This window comes from Ornithinibacillus caprae (genome assembly GCF_009728145.1).
GTDB classification, from domain to species: domain Bacteria; phylum Bacillota; class Bacilli; order Bacillales; family Amphibacillaceae; genus Ornithinibacillus; species Ornithinibacillus caprae.
This window is the reverse complement of the sequence record NZ_WOCA01000001.1, coordinates 117,055-141,008: the sequence shown is the minus strand read 5'-3', so window position 1 is coordinate 141,008 and position 23,954 is coordinate 117,055. Positions and strand designations below refer to the sequence as shown.

The 23,954-nt window shown below is 35.3% G+C and carries 23 protein-coding genes and 1 other annotated feature; of the genes, 7 read left to right on the top strand and 16 right to left on the bottom strand.

What is annotated here, in order from left to right:
- Positions 1-270: 270 nt before the first annotated feature.
- The 3 genes from pheT to GMD78_RS00680 form a co-directional block, all read right to left on the bottom strand.
- Positions 271-2,697 carry a phenylalanine--tRNA ligase subunit beta gene (pheT, locus tag GMD78_RS00690; RefSeq protein ID WP_155666157.1) on the bottom strand — a complete coding sequence of 809 codons (2,427 nt, stop codon included), beginning with the start codon at positions 2,695-2,697 and terminating at the stop codon, positions 271-273.
- A gap of 12 nt (positions 2,698-2,709) precedes the next feature.
- The gene (gene pheS, locus GMD78_RS00685) at positions 2,710-3,744 is read right to left on the bottom strand and encodes a phenylalanine--tRNA ligase subunit alpha (protein ID WP_155666155.1); all 1,035 of its coding nucleotides are present in this window, start codon (positions 3,742-3,744) and stop codon (positions 2,710-2,712) included.
- 65 nt (positions 3,745-3,809) lie between these two features.
- Positions 3,810-4,041: a binding site (T-box leader), on the bottom strand.
- A 50-nt stretch (positions 4,042-4,091) separates the two neighbouring features.
- Positions 4,092-4,829: a TrmH family RNA methyltransferase gene (locus GMD78_RS00680; protein WP_155666153.1), complete on the bottom strand. Its 738-nt coding sequence runs from the start codon at positions 4,827-4,829 to the stop codon at positions 4,092-4,094.
- Positions 4,830-4,930: 101 nt separating this feature from the next.
- Between GMD78_RS00680 and sspI the strand changes: the two genes are divergently transcribed.
- The 6 genes from sspI to GMD78_RS00650 all read left to right on the top strand — a co-directional run bounded on the left by sspI (position 4,931) and on the right by GMD78_RS00650 (position 10,851).
- Complete coding sequence (sspI, locus tag GMD78_RS00675; RefSeq protein ID WP_155666151.1) at positions 4,931-5,149, top strand: small acid-soluble spore protein SspI; 219 nt, start codon at positions 4,931-4,933, stop codon at positions 5,147-5,149.
- A 408-nt stretch (positions 5,150-5,557) separates the two neighbouring features.
- Positions 5,558-7,132: a DUF6583 family protein gene (locus GMD78_RS00670; protein WP_155666149.1), complete on the top strand. Its 1,575-nt coding sequence runs from the start codon at positions 5,558-5,560 to the stop codon at positions 7,130-7,132.
- Between the two features lie 20 nt (positions 7,133-7,152).
- Positions 7,153-8,379 carry an ABC transporter permease gene (locus GMD78_RS00665; protein WP_155666147.1) on the top strand — a complete coding sequence of 409 codons (1,227 nt, stop codon included), beginning with the start codon at positions 7,153-7,155 and terminating at the stop codon, positions 8,377-8,379.
- The gene (locus tag GMD78_RS00660) at positions 8,376-9,500 is read left to right on the top strand and encodes an ABC transporter permease (RefSeq protein WP_155666145.1); all 1,125 of its coding nucleotides are present in this window, start codon (positions 8,376-8,378) and stop codon (positions 9,498-9,500) included. The genes GMD78_RS00665 and GMD78_RS00660 overlap by 4 nt, the downstream gene beginning before the upstream one ends.
- The gene (locus GMD78_RS00655) at positions 9,493-10,164 is read left to right on the top strand and encodes an ABC transporter ATP-binding protein (RefSeq protein ID WP_155666143.1); all 672 of its coding nucleotides are present in this window, start codon (positions 9,493-9,495) and stop codon (positions 10,162-10,164) included. The genes GMD78_RS00660 and GMD78_RS00655 overlap by 8 nt, the downstream gene beginning before the upstream one ends.
- A gap of 54 nt (positions 10,165-10,218) precedes the next feature.
- Complete coding sequence (locus GMD78_RS00650) at positions 10,219-10,851, top strand: lytic transglycosylase domain-containing protein (RefSeq protein ID WP_343042041.1); 633 nt, start codon at positions 10,219-10,221, stop codon at positions 10,849-10,851.
- Between the two features lie 71 nt (positions 10,852-10,922).
- Here the strand turns inward: GMD78_RS00650 and GMD78_RS00645 are convergent, their stop codons facing one another.
- From GMD78_RS00645 to GMD78_RS00610, 8 genes are all read right to left on the bottom strand, one after another.
- Positions 10,923-11,072, bottom strand: a complete 150-nt coding sequence (locus GMD78_RS00645; protein WP_155666141.1) for a VOC family protein — start codon at positions 11,070-11,072, stop codon at positions 10,923-10,925.
- An 11-nt stretch (positions 11,073-11,083) separates the two neighbouring features.
- Positions 11,084-12,043, bottom strand: a complete 960-nt coding sequence (argF, locus tag GMD78_RS00640; protein WP_155666139.1) for an ornithine carbamoyltransferase — start codon at positions 12,041-12,043, stop codon at positions 11,084-11,086.
- A complete protein-coding gene (carB, locus tag GMD78_RS00635) occupies positions 12,040-15,282 on the bottom strand; it encodes a carbamoyl-phosphate synthase (glutamine-hydrolyzing) large subunit (protein WP_155666137.1) in 3,243 nt (1,080 codons plus the stop codon). Before carB ends, argF begins: the two co-directional genes overlap by 4 nt.
- Positions 15,275-16,369: a carbamoyl phosphate synthase small subunit gene (locus tag GMD78_RS00630; protein WP_155666135.1), complete on the bottom strand. Its 1,095-nt coding sequence runs from the start codon at positions 16,367-16,369 to the stop codon at positions 15,275-15,277. Before GMD78_RS00630 ends, carB begins: the two co-directional genes overlap by 8 nt.
- A gap of 144 nt (positions 16,370-16,513) precedes the next feature.
- Positions 16,514-17,932 (bottom strand): argininosuccinate lyase, encoded by a 1,419-nt coding sequence (gene argH, locus GMD78_RS00625; protein WP_155666133.1) that lies wholly within the window; start codon positions 17,930-17,932, stop codon positions 16,514-16,516.
- Complete coding sequence (locus tag GMD78_RS00620) at positions 17,929-19,188, bottom strand: argininosuccinate synthase (RefSeq protein ID WP_155666131.1); 1,260 nt, start codon at positions 19,186-19,188, stop codon at positions 17,929-17,931. Before GMD78_RS00620 ends, argH begins: the two co-directional genes overlap by 4 nt.
- 155 nt (positions 19,189-19,343) lie before the next feature.
- On the bottom strand, positions 19,344-20,429 hold the full coding sequence (locus tag GMD78_RS00615) for a M42 family metallopeptidase (RefSeq protein ID WP_155666129.1): 1,086 nt from the start codon (positions 20,427-20,429) through the stop codon (positions 19,344-19,346).
- A gap of 67 nt (positions 20,430-20,496) precedes the next feature.
- A complete protein-coding gene (locus GMD78_RS00610) occupies positions 20,497-20,982 on the bottom strand; it encodes a dUTP diphosphatase (protein ID WP_155666127.1) in 486 nt (161 codons plus the stop codon).
- A 118-nt stretch (positions 20,983-21,100) separates the two neighbouring features.
- Between GMD78_RS00610 and GMD78_RS00605 the strand changes: the two genes are divergently transcribed.
- The gene (locus GMD78_RS00605) at positions 21,101-21,487 is read left to right on the top strand and encodes a sigma-w pathway protein ysdB (protein WP_155666125.1); all 387 of its coding nucleotides are present in this window, start codon (positions 21,101-21,103) and stop codon (positions 21,485-21,487) included.
- A gap of 88 nt (positions 21,488-21,575) precedes the next feature.
- On the opposite strand, the gene GMD78_RS00600 is transcribed toward GMD78_RS00605, so the two are convergent.
- The 5 genes from GMD78_RS00600 to infC all read right to left on the bottom strand — a co-directional run bounded on the left by GMD78_RS00600 (position 21,576) and on the right by infC (position 23,892).
- Entirely contained in the window at positions 21,576-22,148 is a 573-nt protein-coding gene (locus tag GMD78_RS00600) for a TVP38/TMEM64 family protein (RefSeq protein ID WP_155666123.1), read from the bottom strand.
- 72 nt (positions 22,149-22,220) lie between these two features.
- Positions 22,221-22,499: a DUF1294 domain-containing protein gene (locus tag GMD78_RS00595; protein ID WP_155666122.1), complete on the bottom strand. Its 279-nt coding sequence runs from the start codon at positions 22,497-22,499 to the stop codon at positions 22,221-22,223.
- Positions 22,500-22,727: 228 nt separating this feature from the next.
- Positions 22,728-23,084, bottom strand: coding sequence for a 50S ribosomal protein L20 (rplT, locus tag GMD78_RS00590; protein WP_155666120.1), 357 nt, complete (start codon positions 23,082-23,084; stop codon positions 22,728-22,730).
- A gap of 77 nt (positions 23,085-23,161) precedes the next feature.
- Positions 23,162-23,356, bottom strand: coding sequence for a 50S ribosomal protein L35 (rpmI, locus tag GMD78_RS00585; protein WP_155666118.1), 195 nt, complete (start codon positions 23,354-23,356; stop codon positions 23,162-23,164).
- Positions 23,357-23,385: 29 nt separating this feature from the next.
- Positions 23,386-23,892, bottom strand: a complete 507-nt coding sequence (gene infC / locus GMD78_RS00580; protein WP_155666116.1) for a translation initiation factor IF-3 — start codon at positions 23,890-23,892, stop codon at positions 23,386-23,388.
- Between the last annotated feature and the right edge of the window lie 62 nt (positions 23,893-23,954).

Here is a 23,954-nt window from a genome sequence, read left to right as displayed (position 1 = left end):
AGAAATTTTAAAAGACAGCAGTTATCCAATTACAATATGACCTCGTAGGTTTGAAGTGGGGGCTTACTGCACATTATATGCAGGATAAAAAAAATTACTCTGCCTTTTGAAAGGGACGGGGTAAGTGGTTTAAAAGCCTTAGAAAAAAACATCTGGTATGCAGTCATACCAGATGTTTTTACTAGGCAGATAGGAAAGTTTAAACTTTCCCATCCTGTATAAGTGTAACGAAGGTATTCACCATAAAGGCTTAGCGAATGCCAATTTTTACTAAGATCGTACGTAAGCGTTAAAGATGTCGTTAACCGTATTAATTATTTTTTGGAAGGATTCTTCTACTTCATCATCCTTCAATGTTTTTTCTGGGTCCTGATACAATAAATTATACGCTACTGATTTTTTACCCTCTGGTAAATTCTCACCTTTATACAGATCAAAGATATTTACCTGTTTAACGAGTGGAGCACCAGTTGATTCAATTATCTCTTTAACGTCTCCCGCTTTTACTTCTTCATCTAAAATAAAAGCGATATCTCTCGCAATCGATGGATACTTAGGAATCTGATAATACGTTGGAATATTTTCGTATGCACCAAGAACAGAATCCATATTAATATCAAATACATACGTTTCTTTTAAACTCATTTTCTTTTCTAAGCTTGGATGTAACTGACCAACAAAACCAATAACCTCACCATGAATAGAAAGTGTAGCGCATCTACCAGGATGCATATTAGGAATAATTGCTTGATCAAAATCTAACGCAACATGTAATTTATTAAATAACTCCTCAACAATTCCTTTTACGACATAGAAGTCAACATTTTTTACTTCTTGCTGCCATGGATGTTCAAGCCATCTCCCCGTTAAAGCACCTGAAAGACGTAACTGTTCATTGGGCTGTTCCGTTAATTGTTTTTCTTTTGATAAGAATACAGAACCCATTTCATAATAGGCTATACTAGACTGATTACGAGCACGATTATATGCCACAGTTTGAAGTAATTCAGGTAATATACTTAAACGTAAATATTTATGATCTTCACTCATTGGCATAGCTAGTTTAATTGGTTCAGGATTAATTTCTTTCACTTCTGGACTAATTAACGTTCCGATAAGATTATCATTTGTTAGAGAATAAGTTGTAGTTTCCATTAACCCTGCACCTTGAAGAAAGGATTTTACTTTACGCTTTAATTGTTGGCGCTCCGTTAGCCCACCTGCTTGAGATGCTCCAATTGGTAATGTATACGGAAGGTTATCGTAACCATAAATTCTGGCAACCTCTTCTAGCATATCTTCAAAAATTGTAATATCTCCACGTCTTGTTGGCACATTTATTGTAAAGTTATCTTGATCAACTTCAAAATCAAAATGTAATTTATTTAAAATTTTCCCCATGTCATCCGAAGATATATTGGTTCCTAAACGTTTATTTATCTCATTAGCATCCATTGAAACAACTTTTTCTTCCTTATCAAGTTGATCAAACTCAACGACACCATGTAATACGTTTCCACCGGCATATTGTTGAAGTAATTTAGCAGCTCGCATCCCAGCTCTTTTAACTCTATTTGGGTCAATTCCTTTTTCGAATCTTGTGCTTGATTCACTTCGTAACCCAGTTTGTTTCACTGTTCCCCTGACAGACTTAGAATTAAAGTAAGCCGCTTCAAGTAGTACAGTAGTTGTTTCGTCAGTTACTTCTGAATTAGCACCACCCATAACACCAGCAATTGCAACAGGGTTAGTTCCATTCGTTATGACAAGGTTATCCTCTGTTAAGGTTCTCTCCACATCGTCTAACGTAACAATTTTTTCCTCATTTTTTGCACGTCGAACCACAATCTTGTCTGAATTTAAGCGATTATAATCAAAAGCATGAAGTGGTTGGCCATACTCTAACAATACATAATTGGTAATATCAACCACGTTATTGATTGGGCGAATACCGGCAGCCATTAAATAATTTCGCATCCATAACGGGGATGGCTTTACCTCTATATCTTTAATAACCAAAGCACCATAATACGGACTAAGTTCAGCGTCTTCTACATCCACTGAAATATAGTCAGTAGCTGGCTCTTCACCTGTCTCAAGTGTTTCATCAGGAAGTGTAATTGGCTTATCTAAAATTGCTGCAACTTCATAAGCAACACCTAACATACTTAAACAATCGGCACGGTTAGGAGTTAAATCAAATTCCAACACAGCATCATTTAAATTTAATAATGGTTCTACATTTTCCCCTACTGTTACATCATTTGGAAAGACAAAAATTCCTTCTGCTATATCCTTCGGAACATATTTTTCTTCAATACCTAGCTCTTGTGGGGAACAGATCATTCCGTTAGATTCTACACCACGTAGTTTTACTTTTTTTATTTTGAAATTCCCTGGTAAAACGGCTCCTGGTTTTGCCACAGCAACCTTCTGACCTTGAGCAACATTTGGAGCACCGCAAATAATTTGCAGTTTCTCGTCTCCAACATTCACTTGGCATAAGTTTAACTTGTCTGCATTTGGGTGTTTTTCACAAGATTCAACATAACCTACAACAACATTACTGCTCTTTTCAGCAATGTACTCAATACCATCGACTTCAATACCTGTTTTGGTTATTTTCTCTGCAAGTTCTTCAGGACTAATATCATCTATATCAACATAATTTTTCAACCAATTTAATGAAACTAACATGATTCAACCTCCTTAAGCATTATGAAATTGTTTTAAGAAACGAACATCATTTGTATAGAATTGACGAATATCATTAATTCCGTATTTTAGCATCGCAATTCGCTCAGGTCCCATTCCAAAAGCAAATCCTGAATATACCTTAGGGTCGTAGCCTGCCATTGATAATACATTTGGATGTACCATACCAGCACCTAGTATTTCAATCCATCCAGTTCTTTTACAAACAGAACATCCTTCTCCATGACATACCTTACAAGAAATATCCATTTCTACAGACGGTTCCGTAAATGGGAAAAAGCTAGGACGTAAGCGTATTTCACGGTCCTCCCCAAAAAGGCGTTTTGCAAAGGTATCTAGAACTCCTTTTAAATCACTCATTTTTACGTCTTTATCAACATATAACCCTTCAATTTGCGTGAATTGATGGGAATGTGTCGCATCGTCTGTATCGCGTCGATAGACTTTTCCTGGACAGATCATTTTAACGCTTTTTGAATCTTCATATGCTTGCATTGTCCGCGCCTGTACAGGTGATGTATGCGTTCTAAGTAATAATTCATTTGTAATATAAAATGTATCCTGCATATCTCTTGCAGGGTGATCCTTTGGTAAGTTTAATGCCTCAAAATTAAAGTAATCTGTTTCTACTTCAGGACCTTCACGAACCTCGAACCCCATGCTTATGAAAAGATCTTCAATTTCCTCAACAATTTTAGTTAAAAGATGTGGTCCACCTGTTTGAACAGGTCTGCCTGGCAATGTAACATCAATAGCCTCTGATTTTAGTTTTTCTTCTAATGCTACATGCTCAAGATTTTCATTCTTTTCATCTATAGCTGTTGCTATTGCCTCTCGTACACGGTTCGCAAGCTCACCAATAACAGGACGTTCTTCTTTCGAAAGCTTCCCCATTCCTCTTAGAACTCCAGTTAGTGAACCTTTCTTTCCTAAATAATCCACTTTTATAGATTGAAGCTCTTTCATATCTGTCGACTTTTCAATTTTTTCAATTGCTTCTTTTTCAAGCAACTCCAATTGTTCCTTCATAAAATGACCTCCTATTTCTGTATATTTTCATTAAATTCCATAATAAAAAGCCTACATCCCTTCAATAAAGGGACGAGGCTTTCGTCGCGGTACCACCCTTGTTGACACTAATTATGTGCCCAACTTAATTTAATAACGGATAGATCCGGAACACCTTTACTTAAAAAAATCAAGGTCCAAGTGTCAGCTCCAGAGTGAACTATTAACAATAGTTACGGTAGAAATGCTCACAGTCTAAGACATTTCCTCCCTTAACCGTCACATATCATCGCTAATATGCTCTTTCACAGCTTTTCAATATTAAAATCTAAGTTTGATTATAGATAAAATATAAAGATTTTGCAAGATTAACCTTTTACATGATACATTAATATGCCTGCAGCTACACTAACATTTAACGATTCAGCATTTCCATAAATCGGGATAGTTACAATCGTATCAGCTAATTGAAGGATATCTTCCTTAATACCTGCTCCTTCATTCCCAAGTAATAAAGCAATTTTTTCTTGTTTCACTACCTTATGATACGGTACAGCATTTGTTAATGCTGTTGCCCATATAGAAAAACCATTTTCTTTCAGGTTTGGGATCTGTTCTAATAAATTTTGTTGTATGATTGGAACATGAAAAATCGAACCTTGGGTTGCGCGAATAACTTTATCATTGTATACATCTACTGTTCCATCACCTAATATAATCGTATCAAAACCTGCTGCATCAGCGGTTCGAATAATTGTACCTAAATTACCTGGGTCTTGGACCGCATCAATCAGCAAAACATGGTTTCCTAGCTTTGCCGGTTGATTTTGAAAAGAAACTACTGCAGCAATGCCTTGTGGAGTTTGCGTTTCGGATAAATATTGAAACACATTTTCTCCCACTTCAGTAACTTGGTATGATTCACACCAATTTGGGACATCAATATCTTCTTGCACGATAATTTCATTGATATCCCAATTACTTTTCTTGGCCTCTTCTACCAAGTGAAAGCCTTCAATTAAAAAGCTCCCTGTCTTTTTTCGCTCTTTTCTTTTATGTAGTTTTTTCCAATTCTTCACTTTATCATTTTGTACAGATGTAATCATTCATGATCATTCCCATTCATTAATTCTTTCACTATCATACATATTTAAAGATGGAGTGGTCAAACTATCTATAGCTTTATTTTACAAAAGGAGTGATAAATTTGGATTTAAACTTACGAAAAGCGATTTTATCAAACATCTCCGATAATGATCAAACACAATTGCAGGCAACAATCGTTGATGCTGTTAATGGTGAAGAAAAAATGCTTCCTGGGCTAGGTGTATTGTTTGAGTTAATATGGACTCAATCCAGTGAAGAAGAAAAACAAGAGATGCTTGATGCATTAGAACAAGGTGTTAAGCAGGCAACAAGCTCGTAATATAAGACAGAAGGTACCGATTATGGTATCTTCTTTTTTCTCTTTCAAAAACCTAGTTGTTGCCAATCATTATACATATTTACCTTATACCCATTAGAAAAATGAAAAATTTCTTATCTTTTAAAAATAATCCCTTAGACCTAATTCTAAATAGGTATTATAATATAACCATAAGTCGTATTTAGAATACATTTTCATAACCTAAGGTCAAAGTCCTACTATGATATATAATATCAAAAGAATAAAATAGGTAAAAAGAACCGATTTATGATTAAAATATTTATTAGAACTATTTGACTATATTCAAATGGAATGATATACCAATATAGGAATATAACTTAATGTTATGTGGAGAAGGTTAGCCTAATACATATAACAAGGGAGTGTAATTTAGAGAGGGGAATATGGATGGAAGATGTAAAAAAGCAAACTGGAGTTAAACGTATTGTGTTAATTACGCTAGTTGCCCTATTAGTTGTTGGAGGTTCGGTTGCAGCATTCGTTTTAACCGATAAATCAACCAAAGAAACGTACTTCTTAGCTGAAAAGAACACCATTGATGTATTAACAGAAGAGTTGGAGCAGCGTTTCGAACCAGAATTAAGCTGGAGTGAACAAGTGGAAGAAAATCCTACAGAATCAGTTGTCGAGCTATCAGCGGAATATAACGATCCTATGGGGGAGTCATATGGACTATTTAGTCCAGAACAAATCATAAATAACTCCACTATTACAATCACAACAGGTACAGATAAAAATGAAAAATTGCTTACGTCTAAGGTTGAAGGTAGCTTAGGTGGATTTGAATTAGGAAGCATTGACCTACACGTAACATCAGATGACGTAATGGTAGGGTTACCCTTCTTAGAAGAAACGCTACAGCTTAAAGGTGATGACTTTGGAAGCTTACTTAGTCAATTTGATCCCTACACATTTTCAGGGGAAGAAACTTTAGATTTTAATATGGTATTTGAAGATAACTCCATTTTATCAGAGGAAGATTTGGATTATCTAAAAGAAGCATATGCGACGTATTTGTATGATGAGCTTCCAGAAAGTGCATTTGAATCAGCCAATGAGGATGTAAAAGTAGAAAGTGAAACCGTTAAGACAGAAAAAATCACCCTACACCTTACAGAAGAAGAAGTAAGAAATATCTTATCTGATCTATTTTCTAAAATGGCAGAAGATGATAGATTAAAAGAAATGATCAAGGAGCAATATCAGTTACAAACATTTGGTGCATTTACAGTACCGCAAGCTTCTATGTTAATGGATGAAGCCAATCAAATTGTAGAAGATTTTACTACTGCTATGGAAGAAGCTAGTGAAGAAGTATTAGAGTTTTCGATTCCAAATGGATTAACTTCAACTATTTGGATTAATGATAATCTAGTAGTAAAACGTGACTTCGAAGTAGAATTAGGTCCTAATGAAAATGAAATGGTATCCTTCTATTTAAATGGAACACATTTATTTAATAATTCTAATCAGTCATTCGACTATGAAATTGGATTCAAAGATGCATATGATGAGGGTGAATTTGCTTTATCTGGTGAGTTGTCCTTTGAAGATGGTGATATCAATGATTCCATCTCATTAACTGCAGAAGAAATGGTTTTAACCTATGAATCTACTGAAACGTTAAATGATACTGAAAGAAAGTTTGATCGGAATATTTCATTTGATGAAGGTTACGGAGTAGTCGGAACACTTATATGGTCTGGAAGTGCATCCTATGACAATGATCAAATGAACTCTCAACATGAACTATCAATTGAAAGCCCAGAAATTAGCCAAGATCTATTCACATTACATGTTTCCAAGGAAGCTAAAACGATTAGTTCAGTAGAAATCCCTAGTAGTGATCAAGTAAAAGATTTAGGGAGTATGGATATCAATGAACTAATGATGTACTTTGAAACAGAAGTAACACCTCAATTTGAACAATGGATGTACGGCATTATGGGGCCAGGATTTTAAGTCTAAAGTAGGTGTACACCATGCATTTTTTAAAACATGTACGATTGTTTTTAAAGACAAATGTTTTGCAGCTTAAGAGGAAGTGGAAATCACTTCCTCTTCTTTTACTATTCCCAATCATTATTATTGGATTATTGGGAGCAATTATTATTTCTCTTCTCTCGTTAACAGAAGACGAGCCAATCTCAGTGGGGTTAATTGACCTCGATCAATCAACTGAAACGGAACTAGTTATTAATTTAATGGAGGAATCCTCTGAATTAAGTTCCTTTATTCAAATGTATTCTATGAATGAAGAGGATGCTGTTAATGCCTTAGAGCAAGATGAGATAAGTACATACATTATATTTCCAGATGAATTCACACAGAAATTATACACTGGTCAGTCTGTTGAATTAACGATGATTGGAAATCCTGAACGTGCACTAGAAAGTCAGCTTGTAAGGGAAATCGTCGAAAGTGTAACACGACATATCAATGTTTCACAAGCGAATATACTCACGATTAACCATTATGCAAAGGAATTAGGTATGGACACAGAGACCAGAAGTGATTTGGTGTTCGATCAGTTCAAAGAATTTCTTTTTTTTACATTGGGTAAAGACAGTGTGTTAAATCAAGAGGAAATAACGAATAATGTTACTGCATCTCCATTATATTATTATTCTTTGGGCACCTGGTTTATTTTAATTACAGTGTGGTTATTTATTTTCTATAGTTTTTTATATAAAGATGACTCATTAAAAATGAGACAACGGATGCAACTCTATGGGGTTACAGAACTTGCGAAAATAGTTGCAAAAATAATGGTTACCATTACAGTTGTATCTGTAATAGGTACCTTTACTTTCGGCATATTTATACAAGTGCTTCATAACTTTGAAGTCTTAACCGATAATTATGTTCGTATTGCTATGATTACTTTTTTATACAGTATTATATATCTAGTGTTATTAGCATTATTGGAGTTAGCGATTCGAACATCAAAATTTCGTTTACTTATTCAATCTATAGTTACCGTATTCATACTTTTATGTAGTGGAGCTATATTACCTAGTATCTATCTACCAACCTATATGCAAGGTTTTCTAACCTATTTATTTTCAAATCAAGCTTTTCAATGGCTTGAGGAGTTAATACTTAATGGAAGATTTTACGTTGATTATATTCCACTTCTTCTAATGAGTCTCACAAGTGTATTTGTTCTGATTGGATACTCATTGTGGAAGGAGCGTGGGGTGAAATGAAAGACATCCTAGTAACACGAGTGATTAGGTGGAAAAAACAAGTACTGAGTGTCCTATTTTGGTTGTTATTCCCATTAATTGCTACAAGCTTATTTATTTCTTTTACAGAAAAAATTCAGCAAGACACTCAAGTTCCAATTGGCATTGTTTTAGGGGAGGAGACCCCCCTAGCATTAGGAGTATTGGACGCTATTGAACAATCCCCTCTTGTAGAAGTAACGCAATTAACCGAAGACGAAGCGTTAATCCAGTTAGAAAAACATGCGCTTGATAGTGTATTTATCATTCATCAAGGGTACGAGGAACAAATTCGAAAAGGCAACCGTACAAATCTTATAACTAGTTATCGATCTGATCGTTCTCTAGCCTACTCTCCAGTAAAAGAAATGGTTGTATCCTTTGTCCAACAGGAAACCATAAGATCTAAAGCGGCGTATGTTGTCATGGACCTAGAAACGAAATATAAAAGAGAGATCCAAAGAGATTGGGAAGAGATTATTCAAAAAAGTAAAGAAGTACAAGCTGAACAAGACTTATTACACACGACCTTCCAATTCCAAGGTGCTACACAACCTAAGAATGAGAACCCTTTATTTACATGGAATGTATGGGGAATATGGGCAGTTTTTACTTTGCTTAGTACGCTATTATTACTAGACTGGGTGATCAAAGAAAACTCATCCAACATACGTTCACGATTTACTTTTACTAAAATAAGATACCATCACTATGTCGTAAAAAATTTATTGTTTTACTTAGGGCTGTTCATCATCGTAGATGGATTTACCCTCTTGTTTTTTTACCATTACTTCAGCACCCAAATAAACATGTTCGTACTATTTACTTTTCGAGTAATGATTACATTATTAGCATTTATAATAGCTCTGTTAAGCAAAAATGTATATTTATTCTATTGTGGTGCATTTGCTTTTACGTTGTTTATTACGGTTATTAGTGGAGTGTTTTTACCAGTAAATGGGTTTATCCAGGAGATAACTTGGTTACAATACGTAAATCCACTACATCAATTTCTCTCTGAGGAAGTTACCTTTATTTGGCTAGTAGGTTCCATTATTCTTCTATGTCTTTGGTATTTCAGAAAGGAGAAGGTCGATGCTTAACATAGAATCATTACATAAGAGTTTTCGTGAGAATGTAATCCTTCATAATCTAACATTCACGGTCAATCCAGGAGAAATTATTGGTCTTGTCGGTGAAAATGGCGCAGGTAAGTCTACGTTACTTCATATCCTGGCGACTATCTCCAAACCTAGCGAAGGTTCCATATCCCTAAATGACTTATCCTATACAACTGAACGAAAAAAGATTCGCAAATTGATTGGATATGTACCACAAGATATCGCAGTATGGGAAGATCTAACAGTTGAGGAGAATATGGTGTTTTTTGAAAAACTCTCTTGGGTTAATCAAACAAAAGAGGAATTAAGAAACCTATGTCAAGAGATGAAACTATACAAATGGAAGGAACCTGTTAATACCCTTTCAGGAGGTATGAAGCGAAAATTAAATTTAGCAATTAGTCTCATTCATCATCCAAAGGTATTGTTATTAGATGAACCTACAGTTGGAATTGATTTAAAATCGCGCAAAGAAATTGGTACTTACTTACAAAAGCAGGCAGTAGAAAACGAGTTAATGATCATCTATACGTCGCATGATATGGATGAAATCAATGAACTCTGTAATCGTGTAATTTGTATTGGAAAAGATCCTTTCTATAAAGATATGCTACTAAATTCCGGAAAGGAAATAATTTCATTCTAGTATTTCTGAGAATTTAATGTACAATAGAGATAGGCTATTATGGGAGAGATATAAGTGGAAATAAGATACTTACAACAACTGATACAAAATCAGGCAATGTCTATTCTTTATTCCAATAAGGATGGAATGTCTAGTCAGTCGCCAATGATAGATCTAGCTTTCAAGCAAATATTACAGAATCAACTGAATGATTCTGCCATGTTAAGTAGTAAAATGTATACTGGAACTACTGGCAATAATAATTCTTTTCTATCATCTCCAGTAAATCCTTTATCATTAGGAAGCATTCAAAGCACATTTACTGCTACGAATTCTACCTTTAATGAACAAGTTTCAAAGATTGCTACAAAGTATGGCATAGATGAGAAATTAGTTCATTCTGTTATAAAGGCAGAATCTAATTATAATCCAAATGCAGTTAGTCATGCTGGTGCTCAAGGTTTGATGCAGTTAATGCCTAGTACAGCAAGAGGACTAGGCGTATCAAATTCCTTTGATCCAGCTCAAAATATTGAAGGTGGAACCAAATATTTAACTCAGATGCTAGATCGTTATAATGGTAATATTGAGCTTGCTTTAGCAGCTTACAATGCTGGACCAGGTAACGTCGATAAATACAACGGTATTCCACCATTTAAAGAAACACAGAATTACGTAAAAAAAGTGATGCAGTCTTATTTAGCATGAAAATGCGGTTGGATTTGATAAGTCCAACCGCATTTTTTTGTTCTGTCATACAAATCATTAAAAGTAAACCTCTACTTATTTTGAATTAGCCCAAAGCCTAAACCAGTAGGATCAACTAAATAAGCGAGAAAAAAGTCATCAAACTCCATCTTTTCTCTAACAACCAATGCTAAATTATTTTTAGCCTTTAAGATTGCTACATCTATTGAATCTATAATCAAGAGGTCCTTTTTTATAGTTCCCCCATTAACGCTGTCATTAACGCCTTTTGAGCGTGTAAGCGATTTTCTGATTCTTGAAACACAACAGAGTGCTTCCCATCCATAATCTCTGCCGTTACTTCTTCCTCTCGATGAGCCGGTAAACAATGCATAAAAATAAAATCTTCCTTTGCGTAGTTTACAAGCTCTTGATTTACTTGAAAGTTAGCGAAGACTTTTTGACGTATCGCTTGCTCCTTCTCTTGCCCCATACTTGCCCAAACATCCGTATATATAATGTCTGCTTCTTTAACAGCTTTAATTGGATCCTCGGTAATCAGAATATCTGAATCACACGCGAACGCATTAGCTTTCTCTATCGCGTCTTGATTAGGAAGATAACCTTTTGGAGCAGCTATGCTAATATCAATGCCCATTTTTGCTGCAGCAATCATTAATGAATTTGCCATATTATTTCCATCACCAATATATGCCAACTTTAAGCCAGCTAGCTTCCCCTTTACTTCTTTAATCGTTTGCAAATCAGCAAGAAGCTGACATGGATGATACAAGTCTGTTAGACCGTTAATTACAGGAATGGTAGCATGTTCTGCCAACTCCTCCACCCTTTCTTGCGAGAACGTACGGATCATTATCCCATCTAAATAACCCGATAACACTTTAGCAGTATCTGCTATTGACTCTCCTCTTTCCATTTGTATATCCTTCGTGCTTAAAAAAATACCCATACCACCTAATTGATACATTCCTGCTTCAAAGGATACACGTGTACGTGTTGATGGTTTTTCAAAAATCATTCCGAGTGTTTTCCCTTTTAACGGTTCATAAACTATTCCTTTTTCACATTGTTCTTTCAAGTAACTTGCCAAATCTATTAGATAGTCAATTTCTTCTGTGGAAAAATCCACAAGTGTTAAAAAATCTCTCCCTTTTAATTGGCTAATTATATTTGTAGATGTTCCTACATTCATCGTAATACACGCCCCTTTATATTCAATTTTCCTATTTCTTTTCTATGCTCACCAATAGATCGAACCTCATTATTTACACTATTTTTAGCCTGCAAGAATGCCTGTAATGTTTCCAATGAAGTGAAACAGGTGGTATTGGATTTGAGAGCATTTTTTCTTAAAACAACTTGTTCCTTTTCATATTTTTTTGTACTACAGATTATAGTAAATCCACCTTTCAAACAAATGGATTGAGCTTTTTGAATTGATATCAACTGCCCTGCTTTAATACCATATGGTTGAAGGATATGCAGAGTTAATTCATCCATGGCAATGTTTGCCTTACAGTCTGATAATAACCGTATTAATCCATCTTTTTTAGCTACTTCTAAATTCTCTAATGCTAGGAAAATAGTATCTTCATTAGTTAGTGAACATATGTTATTTTCAGACCAATTAAATGCTTTTGTCATTGCAACATCTACAGTTTTACCTAAACCTATTACCTCTCCTGTAGATTTCATCTCAGGTCCAAGTATTGGATCGATACCAGGAAGTTTATTAGTGGAATAAACCGGTAATTTCACAGCGTAAAATGGTATTTCTTGATGAAGCCCTAACTTCCATTCCTGTTCCTTCAGCGTTTCTCCCATTTGTATCCGTGTTGCCAAATCAACCATAGGAACTCCTGTCACTTTACTTACGATAGGAACTGTTCTTGATGCTCGTGGATTTACTTCTAGTATATATATAGTTTTCTGATCGTTGCTAAGTACAAATTGAATATTCATAATTCCTTTCACGTTTAAACTCGAAGAAATCATTTGTGTATACTGCTCAATTAATACTTTCTGTTCTTTTGTCAGGTTAGGAGCAGGAAAAATTGCCATACTATCACCAGAATGAATTCCCGCACGTTCCACATGCTGAAAAACACCCGGAATTAAAATGTCTTCCCCATCACATACGGCATCGATTTCTAGCTCAAAGCCTGAAATAAACTGATCTATTAATAAAGGAAAAATACGTGTACCGTTTGAAGTTCGTTGTAGTTCAGATAGAAAGTCCAGTAGTTGCAACTCATTGTGAATGATGGCCATACCTCTTCCACCAATTACATATGAAGGGCGAATTAATACTGGGTAACCAATCTTGGCAGCAACATGTGTAGCAGATAAAAAATCAGAAACGGTCTCCCCTGGAATATGAGGTATAGTAAGTTCTTGAAGTAAATGATAAAATTGGTCCCGATCTTCTACAGATTCAATTGCCTGTAATGAGGTACCTAAAATCTTTACTCCTGCTTTTTCTAATCCCTCTGCCAAATTAATAGCTGTTTGACCACCAAATTGTACTAACACTCCATCTGCGTTTTCTTTATGAATGACATGAAGTACATCTTCTACGGTTAATGGTTCAAAATATAAATGATCAGCTATATTAAAATCCGTACTTACTGTTTCTGGATTATTATTGACAACAATTGCATGTATCCCCTGCTCTTGAAGTGACTTTGCTGCATGGACCGAACAATAATCAAATTCCACTCCCTGGCCAATTCGAATGGGACCAGAACCTAATACGACCACTTTCCTAAGTTTAGTTAAAGCGTTCACCTCATCCCATTCATTCCATACACTATAAAAATATGGTGTAGCAGCTGAAAACTCCCCTGCACACGTATCTACCATTTTATACGCTGGTTTAATTCCTTCTTGTTTTAATTTAGCTCGAACCTCTTGAACTTTTACACCCCAAAAATCTGCCAATGTATGATCTGTAAATCCCATTTGTTTAGCAGTTACAAAATCAAACTTGGTAATGTTCTTCCATTCCTTTTTCTTTAATATATTTTCAGTCTCAATTAAAGAATAAATTCCATTTAAAAAATATTTATTAATTGCAGTCACTTCATGTATTTGTTCAACCGTATAGCCCCGTCTAAATGCTTCAGCTATAACAAACAATCTTGCATCTGTAGCTACTTTTAAAGCATGATTTATTTCTTCATTCGTAAGCTGATGTATAATTGGTAGATGTAATTTCTCCACACCAATTTCTAACGAACGAATTGCTTTATTGATACCTGCTGGAAGATTACGTGCTAACGCCATTACCTCTCCAGTAGCTTTCATTTGCGTTCCTAATATACGGTCTGCGTTAGCAAACTTATCAAATGGCCAACGTGGTATTTTTATTGCTATATAATCAATAGCTGGTTCAAAACTTGCGTAGGTATTACCAGTGATTGGATTAATCACCTCATCTAAGTTATAGCCAAGTGCTAGCTTAGCAGCGATACGCGCAATCGGGTACCCTGTGGCTTTGGATGCTAGTGCACTAGACCGACTAACCCTTGGATTTACTTCGATAATAATGTATTCATTACTATCTGGATTCAAAGCAAACTGAATATTACATCCTCCAACCACACCTAATTCACGTATTACTTTGCACGAGGAGGTTCGTAACATTTGATATTGTCGATCCGTTAGAGTTTGAGATGGTGCTACAACGATACTATCACCAGTATGTATTCCGACAGGGTCAATGTTTTCCATGTTACAGACAATAATACATGTATCATTAGCATCTCTGATTACCTCATATTCAATTTCTTTCCAGCCTTGAACACTCTGTTCAATTAAAACTTGGCGAATCGGGCTTGCATCCAATCCATTAGAAACAATTTTCCGTAGTTCCCGTTCATCATTCGCAATACCTCCACCTGCTCCTCCTAATGTATACGCTGGACGAACAATTAATGGATAACCAACAGATCTTGCAAAGTCAACTGCCTCCATAATCGTATTCGTTGACTTACTTTCTGCAACTGGCTCCTTTAAATCCTTCATCAGGGATTTGAATAGTTCACGATCTTCCCCTTTTTTAATCGTGTCTATTTGTGTTCCTAGTAATTGAACGCCGTATTTTTCTAGAGTTCCCTGTTCTGCTAGAAGTATTGCTAAATTCAAACCAGTTTGCCCACCAAGTGTTGGTAGCAGTCCATCCGGTTTTTCTTCTCTTATGATATTTTCTAAAGACTTGCTAGTTAATGGTTCTAGAAAAATTTTGTCGGCGATATGTTCATCCGTCATAATTGTAGCGGGATTATTATTAACTAATATAACTTCAATTCCTTCTTCTTTTAGTGCTATGCATGCTTGAGTCCCTGCATAATCAAATTCTGCTGCTTGCCCAATTACTATCGGACCAGAGCCAATGACAAGAACTTTATGTATATGTTCAAGTTTAGGCATGAAGTTTCATTCCTTTATTTACTATTTCGTTAACAAAGTCTGAGAAAATGTTCTGTGTATCAATTGGACCAGGGTGTGCTTCTGGATGAAATTGAACTGTTATAATTTGTTTGGAACGATGGCAAAGACCTTCAATGGATCCATCATTTACATTACGGAACGTTATGATCCAATTCTTTTCTTCAATGGTATCCGGATCCACAATATAACCGTGATTTTGTGATGTTATAGACACTTTACCAGTTAGCAAATTTTTAACTGGATGATTACTCCCACGATGACCGTAAGAAAGTCGTGTTATTTTTGCACCATGAGCTAGAGCTATCAATTGATGTCCAAAACAAATCCCTAAAACCTTATAATTCTCACAAATAACCTTTATATTATCTATTAGATAGCTCAAATCATTAGGATCTCCTGGTCCATTGGATAACAATATACCATGTGGACGTAATTCTAGAATTTGGTTTGGATTGGTATCGTATGGAACAACAGTTACGTCACATCCTAAATCAAGTAAAGACTGGACAATTGACTGCTTATAGCCAAAATCCATTAAGACAATATGAGGGCGAACATCTAACTCGTTTTCTGTTATTGTATATTTTCTTATCTTAGATACGGAGACACTTGGTACAATGTCTTGATCAACTGCGTTTTTAGTAGGATGATCATTTTTATTCGTTGAGATTCTCCCATATACTTCTCCGTTATCTCGAATAATACGTGTAAGCTCCCTTGTATCAATTCCATATAACGTCGGTATCTTATATTCCGTTATCATTTCTCGAATGGACTTAGTAGATTGATAATGTTCTGGCGTAACACACGGATAAGAAATAATTAATCCGGAAAGGGAAGGCATTATACTTTCTGAGTCCACTTCATTGACCCCATAATTTCCGATAAGTGGGTATGTCATGGTCACTATTTGTCCGGCATAGGATGGGTCAGTCATAACTTCTTGATATCCTGTCATAGCAGTATTAAATACCACTTCTCCTTCGGTAGGTAGTATGTCTCCAAGCCATTTTCCTTCTAGTACATCTCCAGTACTTAATACAAGATAACCAGTTTGTTCATTCATTACTTCTCCTCCCAACTGAAGTTTTATACTCATAAATTAATAAATATTCATTAGTATGTATATTTAATACTATTTTAGATCGTGAAATTACCTTTTGTAAGGAAACGAAGCACTATTGCTGAATTACTTCGTTTCCCCCTATTTTTACCATAATTCAATCTGTTTCATGCGTTCGGTAATCCAAGTCTTATTCTCTTCCAATATGATTTCTGCTTTAGTAAGTTGTGCTTCTACTTGTGTTTTTGCTGTACCTCCTACTACATCTCGAGCATTAACAACTGCTTTAGGTGAAAGGACAGTATATATGTCCTTTTCTATTAATGTAGAAAACACCTTAAGTTCCTCTATTGACATATTTAATAAATACTTATTTTGATGAATACAATGCAATACAACCTGGCCAACCACCGCATGCGCCTCTCGAAATGGTAAGCCCTTATCTACTAAGTAATCAGCTAAATCAGTTGCATTTGAATAATCGTTAGCTACAGCTTGATACATAACTCCTTTTTTCACAACCATAGTCTCAATCATTGGTGCAAAAAGTTCTAGCGCTCCCTTTAGAGTGTCAACCGTATCAAACATACCTTCTTTATCTTCTTGCATATCTTTATTGTAGGCGAGAGGTAATCCCTTCAAGGTAGTTAACATACCCATCAAGTTTCCATACACACGTCCTGTTTTCCCCCGTACTAATTCCGCTACATCTGGATTTTTCTTCTGTGGCATCATACTACTTCCAGTACAAAAGGCATCATCTAATTCTACAAAATTAAATTCAATACTAGACCATTGGACTAATTCTTCACATAATCGAGATAGATGTGTCGATAGTAAAGATGCGTTCGATAAAAATTCTACTACAAAATCTCGATCACTAACTGCATCTAAACTATTATCACAAATACCTTCAAAATTCAGTTTCCTAGCAACATAATGACGATCAATAGGATAAGTGGTTCCAGCAAGCGCACCTGCTCCTAAAGGAGATTGATTCACACGCTTCCAGCTATCGATTAATCGTTCCATATCACGCTGAAACATAAACACATATGCCATCATATGATGTGCGAATAAGACTGGCTGCGCTCGTTGTAAATGCGTATATCCTGGGAATACTGTATCTAGATTCGATGCTGCTTGTTGATGTAGTGATTGCTGCAGACTAACTAGCTTTTGGGCAATACCCACAATAGCTTCACGCAAATATAAACGCATATCTAAGGCAACTTGATCATTACGACTTCTTCCAGTGTGTAGTTTTCCACCAACAGAACCCACTTCATCTATTAGTAATTTTTCTATATTCATATGAATGTCTTCATGATCCTTTGTAAGCTCCGCTTGTTTAGACTCTATTTTTTCGGCAACTACCTTTAATCCTTCTGCAATTTTAGCTGCATCTTGCTCTGATATAATCTTACATGCTGCTAACATTTCCACATGAGCTAAGCTTCCTTGGATGTCATATTTAGCTAATTTTTGATCAAATTGAATAGAAGCAGTATATTCATCTACTAATTCATTTGTTGGTTTTATAAATCTCCCTCCCCATAGCTTCATTGTTTCACAGCTTCCTTTACTTCAACGATTGTTTTACTTAAAAATCCACCCTTTTGTTCATGTACCTTCGTTACAGAAGAGTGCACCTCAGTAGGTAATCCCCAAAGCTTGATAAATCCAAGTGCTGACTCATGGTCAAATGCATCTTCCTTGTTATATGTAGCTAGATCAAAATCATAAAGTGAATGAGAAGATTTACGGCCAATTACTGCAAGGTTTCCTTTATATAATTTAACTTTCACAATACCAGACACAAATGTTTGGGTCTCTTTAATAAAAGCTTTCAGAGCTTCGGTTAGTGGTGAATACCAAAGACCGTTATAAACTGTTTCGGCTAATTTTTGTTCAATAATAGGTTTGAATGAAGCTACCTCTCTTGGCAAGGTTAAAGCCTCTAGCTCCTGATGCGCTGCAATCAATGTTACTCCAGCAGGACTCTCATAAATTTCGCGTGATTTTATACCAATTAGACGGTTTTCTACATGGTCTATTCTTCCAATACCATGTTTTCCAGCAACCTCATTCAGCTCTAGGATCAGCTCTTCTAAAGGTAATGAACTTCCATCTATTGCTACTGGTTTCCCTTTCTCAAACGTTATTTCAATGGTTTGTGCTTGGCCTGGTGCGTCTATAGGATCCACCGTTAATTCATATGCATCTTTTGGCGGCTCAGCCCATGGATCTTCTAATACACCACATTCATTGCTTCTCCCCCAAAGATTTTGATCTATACTATACGGGTTATCAAAATCAATCGGAATTGGAATATTGTTCTCTTTAGCATAGTTAATTTCTTCATCCCTTGTCATTTTCCATTCACGAACTGGAGCAACAATTTTCAAGTTTGGATTTAATGCAGTAAATGCAACGTCAAAACGTACCTGATCATTCCCCTTACCTGTACACCCATGCGCTACTGCCACTGCCCCTTCTTGCTCTGCTATTTCTGTTAATACTTTTGCGATAAGTGGTCTTGAAAGTGCAGAAATTAATGGGTATTTTCCTTCATATAGAAGATTCGCTTGTAGGGACGGTAAAACATATTCATTTGCAAACAATGCTTTTGCATCTATTGTATATGATTTAATTGCTCCCACATCCAATGCCTTCTGTTTAACAAATGCCAAGTCTTTCCCTTCACCAACGTCTAAACCAACCGCAATAACATCATAATCATATTGATCCTGCAACCATTTAATAGCGACAGACGTGTCCAGTCCACCTGAATAAGCTAAAACAATTTTCTCTTTACTCATCTATCTCTCCCCTTACCTTTTAAAGTAAATCTAATGTTTACTTTTATATTTATGGATCATTATGCATTATTATGAATAAAAATGCAATAGAGTTCAAGAAAAAAGACCATTTCGTTTGAAATGGTCTTTAATCAAAACTTAAAAATATTGGGTTTCTATGCTAAAATAATCTCTTTTACTTTATCACTATCTAGTTTCTTGATGGTCTCTACAATTAGTTTAACAGCATTTTCAAAATCATCACGATGAATAATTGCTGCATGTGTATGGATATAACGGGATGCCACGGTAATTGACAATGATGGTACTCCATTTGCTGTTAAGTGGATCGAACCTGAATCTGTACCACCAGCAGCAATGGAAGCATACTGATAAGGGATATTATTCTCATCAGCTGTTTGAACAACTAAATCACGTACACCTTTATGTGAGATCATCGATGCATCATAAATGATAATTTGTGGTCCCTTACCTAATTTACTATCTGCTTCATGATCTTTTATTCCTGGTGTATCCCCTGCAATACCAACATCTACACCAAAACCAATATCAGGCTGTATTAAATGCGCAGAAGTTTTTGCACCGCGAAGTCCAGTCTCCTCTTGAATCGTTCCAACCCCATAAACGATATTTGGGTGGTTTTCATCCTTTAGTTGTTTTAATACTTCTATTGCAATGGCACATCCAATACGATTATCCCATGCTTTTGCAAGTAACATTTTTTCATTTTTTAAAGGTGTGAATTCAAAATATGGTACAACGGAATCTCCAGGCTTGACTCCAAACTCTTGAGCCTCTTTCTTACTAGATGCTCCAATATCAATAAACATATCTTTTATGTCTATCGGTTTTTTACGAGCTTCCGCTGGTAGAATATGAGGTGGTTTAGAACCAATAACACCTGTCACATCTCCATTAGCTGTAACAATTGTAACTCGTTGAGCAAGCATTACTTGACTCCACCAGCCACCAATCGTTTGGAAATAAACAAATCCATTATCATCAATACGAGTTACCATAAACCCAATTTCATCTAAATGACCAGCTACCATAATTTTAGGTCCGTTTTCATCCCCTGTTTTTTTAGCAACCAGACTACCTAAATTATCAGTATATACTTCATCTGCGTAAGGTGTAATGTATCGTTCCATTACTTCTCTTGATTCTTTTTCGTTACCCGAAATTCCTTTGGCATCTGTTAAGTCTTTCAACATGGTTAATGTTTCATCTAATTTTGCCATATGTATTATTTTCCTCCTTTATCTTCCACTTCTTCAGTATAACTGTTTTTTGAAAATAATAAAATAATTAATAACCTTGGTTTTGACGCTCATAATTAATTTCATTTTTCTTGAAGTAAGCATCCTGAATATCTACTTCTGTAAAACCTAGTATTTGACCTAATAGCAGATAATTATAAAACAAACGATCATAGTTTTCCTGTACAGGATTATTGTTAAACTTAACACATAATTCAAATATTGAATTAAATTGCTCGGTTTCAGAAACAGATGTGTTTTCTAGCTCTATCGAATGATAGTATAACCCCTTTTCGATTCCTAACGATAAAATAAAATGAATTCCATCCACATATTCCTCTAAAACTACGCTATCACTACTTCTCGGTTTATTACTCCAAAACTTAAAACATCTTGTTTCATTCGCAAGCTCACCAAGTTCTACTAGCAATGCTAAATATTTATCATGAAAAACATCTTTATTTTCTAATTGATGGTTAGACTCTATATATGAGTCTAATTTTTTTTGCATGGAAAAAAGAGATGACCAGTCCAAATTCTCAACCTCATTTCGTACGTTTTATATGATTGTATCATGTTTTTTTACAAATAGTGAAACTATGTGGCTATGTAAGACGTATGGGATACTAACAATAACTAGGGAGACGATCTGAATGATAGTTTATTTATTTCGCATTCTAATTATAATCGCAATTGCACTTGTTATATATACCGTGATTCAATATTTTCTTAATCCACAAAGGAAATTATACAAGGCTAAGGAATCAAACGAATTTTATTTTCTTGATGAACCTAGTAACAGTAAAAAGAATTTGCAATTTGTATATAAAGGATGCCTATTTGAAGGAGAAAAGTATTTAGGAGCCACGGAACAATCATTCGAGGTTGTAGATATTCATGTTGTTGTTCATAACCCTTTAGAGTTACGGGGATTAACACGAGATGACTTATATTTTTTAGAAAAAGAATTATTAATACACTATCCTTACGCAACAATAAAATGGAAACACCCGATAAACCAACTAATGATCACTGATTAGGAAAATAGCAATTCGCTGAACGTGATCGTTTCTGTAGTAAAATTGAAAAAAATAATGCTCATCTGTCCATGTAGATGAGCATTATTTTTTATGTGCTAACTTGGAAAAAGTCTTGCCATTTTATGATCACTTCTTTACGCCTTAATGCATAAATAAGAGGTAGTAAAATAATTAAAAATGCGGAGATATAAAGAGGAGACAGGTTCGCGATCCACTGACCGATAGAAGTATAAATAAAAGCTAATGGTATATTTGAGATAATGGATGCTTTCGTATAATCTCTAAAACTGGTAGATATCTCGATTAAGCATAGTGACAATAAATGAAAATGGATAAATGGTACAAGCCGAAGTACAGTCACTTGAGACGTTGTTAGCTCAGAGTGTTTTCCAATGATCTTCGATTTAAGACGTACAAGCCTATCAAATGTCCCTGGCATCCAACGAATAACCCCATAAAAAACTATACTAGAAAGTGTAATTCCAATAATGGAGTATAACGTACCAGCTACTGCACCGAACATAATTCCTCCAGTAATACATATAAAAACAACCGGAAGAAAGAAAAGCGGTCTTAGTAAATGAAAGCTAATAAATAATAATGGTGCTAATAAACCGCCCGTTTCAATAACAGCTAAAATATAAGTGCTAAAAACTTCCATCATCTACCTCCCTTAGAGCTTGATCATGAAAATCCAAAAGCCTAGAACAAGTATATGACAATAGACGAGCCATTATGACAGAAAAACATTTATGTAAACAATTAAGACGAGATGCACTACAATTAATAGTGGCATACCAATAACAAAGGAACGATGCTTGGTCTTATGACGAAATACTTTCATACCAACTAATGATCCGATAGCTCCACCAAGAATGGCAATTCCCCACAATGTTCGTTCTGGCAATCTATACTGATTATTTTTAGCTTTGCGTTTATCAACTCCCATGAAAAGAAATCCAATTAAATTAACAGCCAAAATATAAGGTAACCACACATCGATTTGATACATTATACTAATCTCCTTTTTAAAATTGAGTAAGGTATTGTCAATTAAAGCACTTAGTAAAGATTTTTTTCGCTTATGTTTTGCCTATTTTCGTTTGTGAGAATTTTTCTGGGCCTTCATGACCCAATTCCTACTCTCTTTTGTCCGTGAGAACCCTTTTCTTGAAAAACACTTATCTCACATAAAAAAGCCAAACCAGCAAATTAAAATGCGGTTTGGCCATTCATTATATTACTTAAGCGCTGCTTTTGCTTTTTCAGCTAATTGAGCAAATGCTTTTTCATCATGGATTGCAAGATCTGACAACATTTTACGATTGATTTCGATACCTGCTAATTTTAAACCATGCATTAATTTATTGTAAGAAAGGTCGTTCATACGTGCAGCAGCATTAATACGTGCGATCCAAAGCTTACGGAATTCACGTTTTTTCTGCTTACGGTCACGATATGCATATTGACCTGATTTCATTACTTGTTGCTTCGCTGTTTTAAATAACGTTCTCTTCGAACCATAATAACCTTTAGCTAATTTTAATACGCGTTTACGACGTCTGCGCGTAACTGTTCCACCTTTTACACGTGGCATATTAATTCCCTCCTAATACAATTCCATTGTATATCAAGTTAGTATTTTAGTTGTGTCGATTTCTAAATAAGCTTCTATTACTTAGGAAGCATTGTTTTGATGCGTTTGTAGTCTCCAGAAGATACAAGAGCACCTTTACGTAATTTACGTTTTTGTTTTTGTGATTTATTCGCAAACATATGGCTTGTGTAAGCATGAGCGCGTTTTAATTTTCCAGTTCCAGTTCTTTTGAAACGTTTTTGAGAACCTTTATGGGTTTTCATTTTTGGCATGTTGATTTCCTCCTTGTAAGCATCAAAAATTATTGTTTTTCATTAATTGGAGCAAGCATCATAAACATATTACGACCTTCCATTTTAGGTTTAGATTCGATCGTAGCAATATCTTTCACTTCTTCAGCGAATCTATCTAAAACTTCCTGACCAAGCTCCTTGTGCGTAATCGCACGTCCACGGAAACGAACAGTTGCTTTTACTTTGTCACCTTTTTCAAGGAATTTTCTAGCGTTTTTTAATTTTGTATTAAAATCATGATCGCCAATTCCCGGTGTAAAGCGAACTTCTTTAATGTTAATAACCTTTTGGTTTTTACGAGCTTCTTTTTCTTTCTTCTGTTGCTCATAACGGTATTTACCGTAATTCATGATTCTGCAAACTGGTGGTTTTGCATTTGGTGCAACTAATACTAAGTCTAAGTTTCTAGTTTGTGCAATGTCCAATGCTTCTTGACGTGATTTCACCCCAAGTTGATCACCATTTGAATCAATAAGACGTACCTCTTTCGCACGAATCTTCTCATTAACATTCATATCTTTGCTAATAGCCAGCCACCTCCAAATTATTTTAATCCAGTTTCAGCTCCCAGCGACTA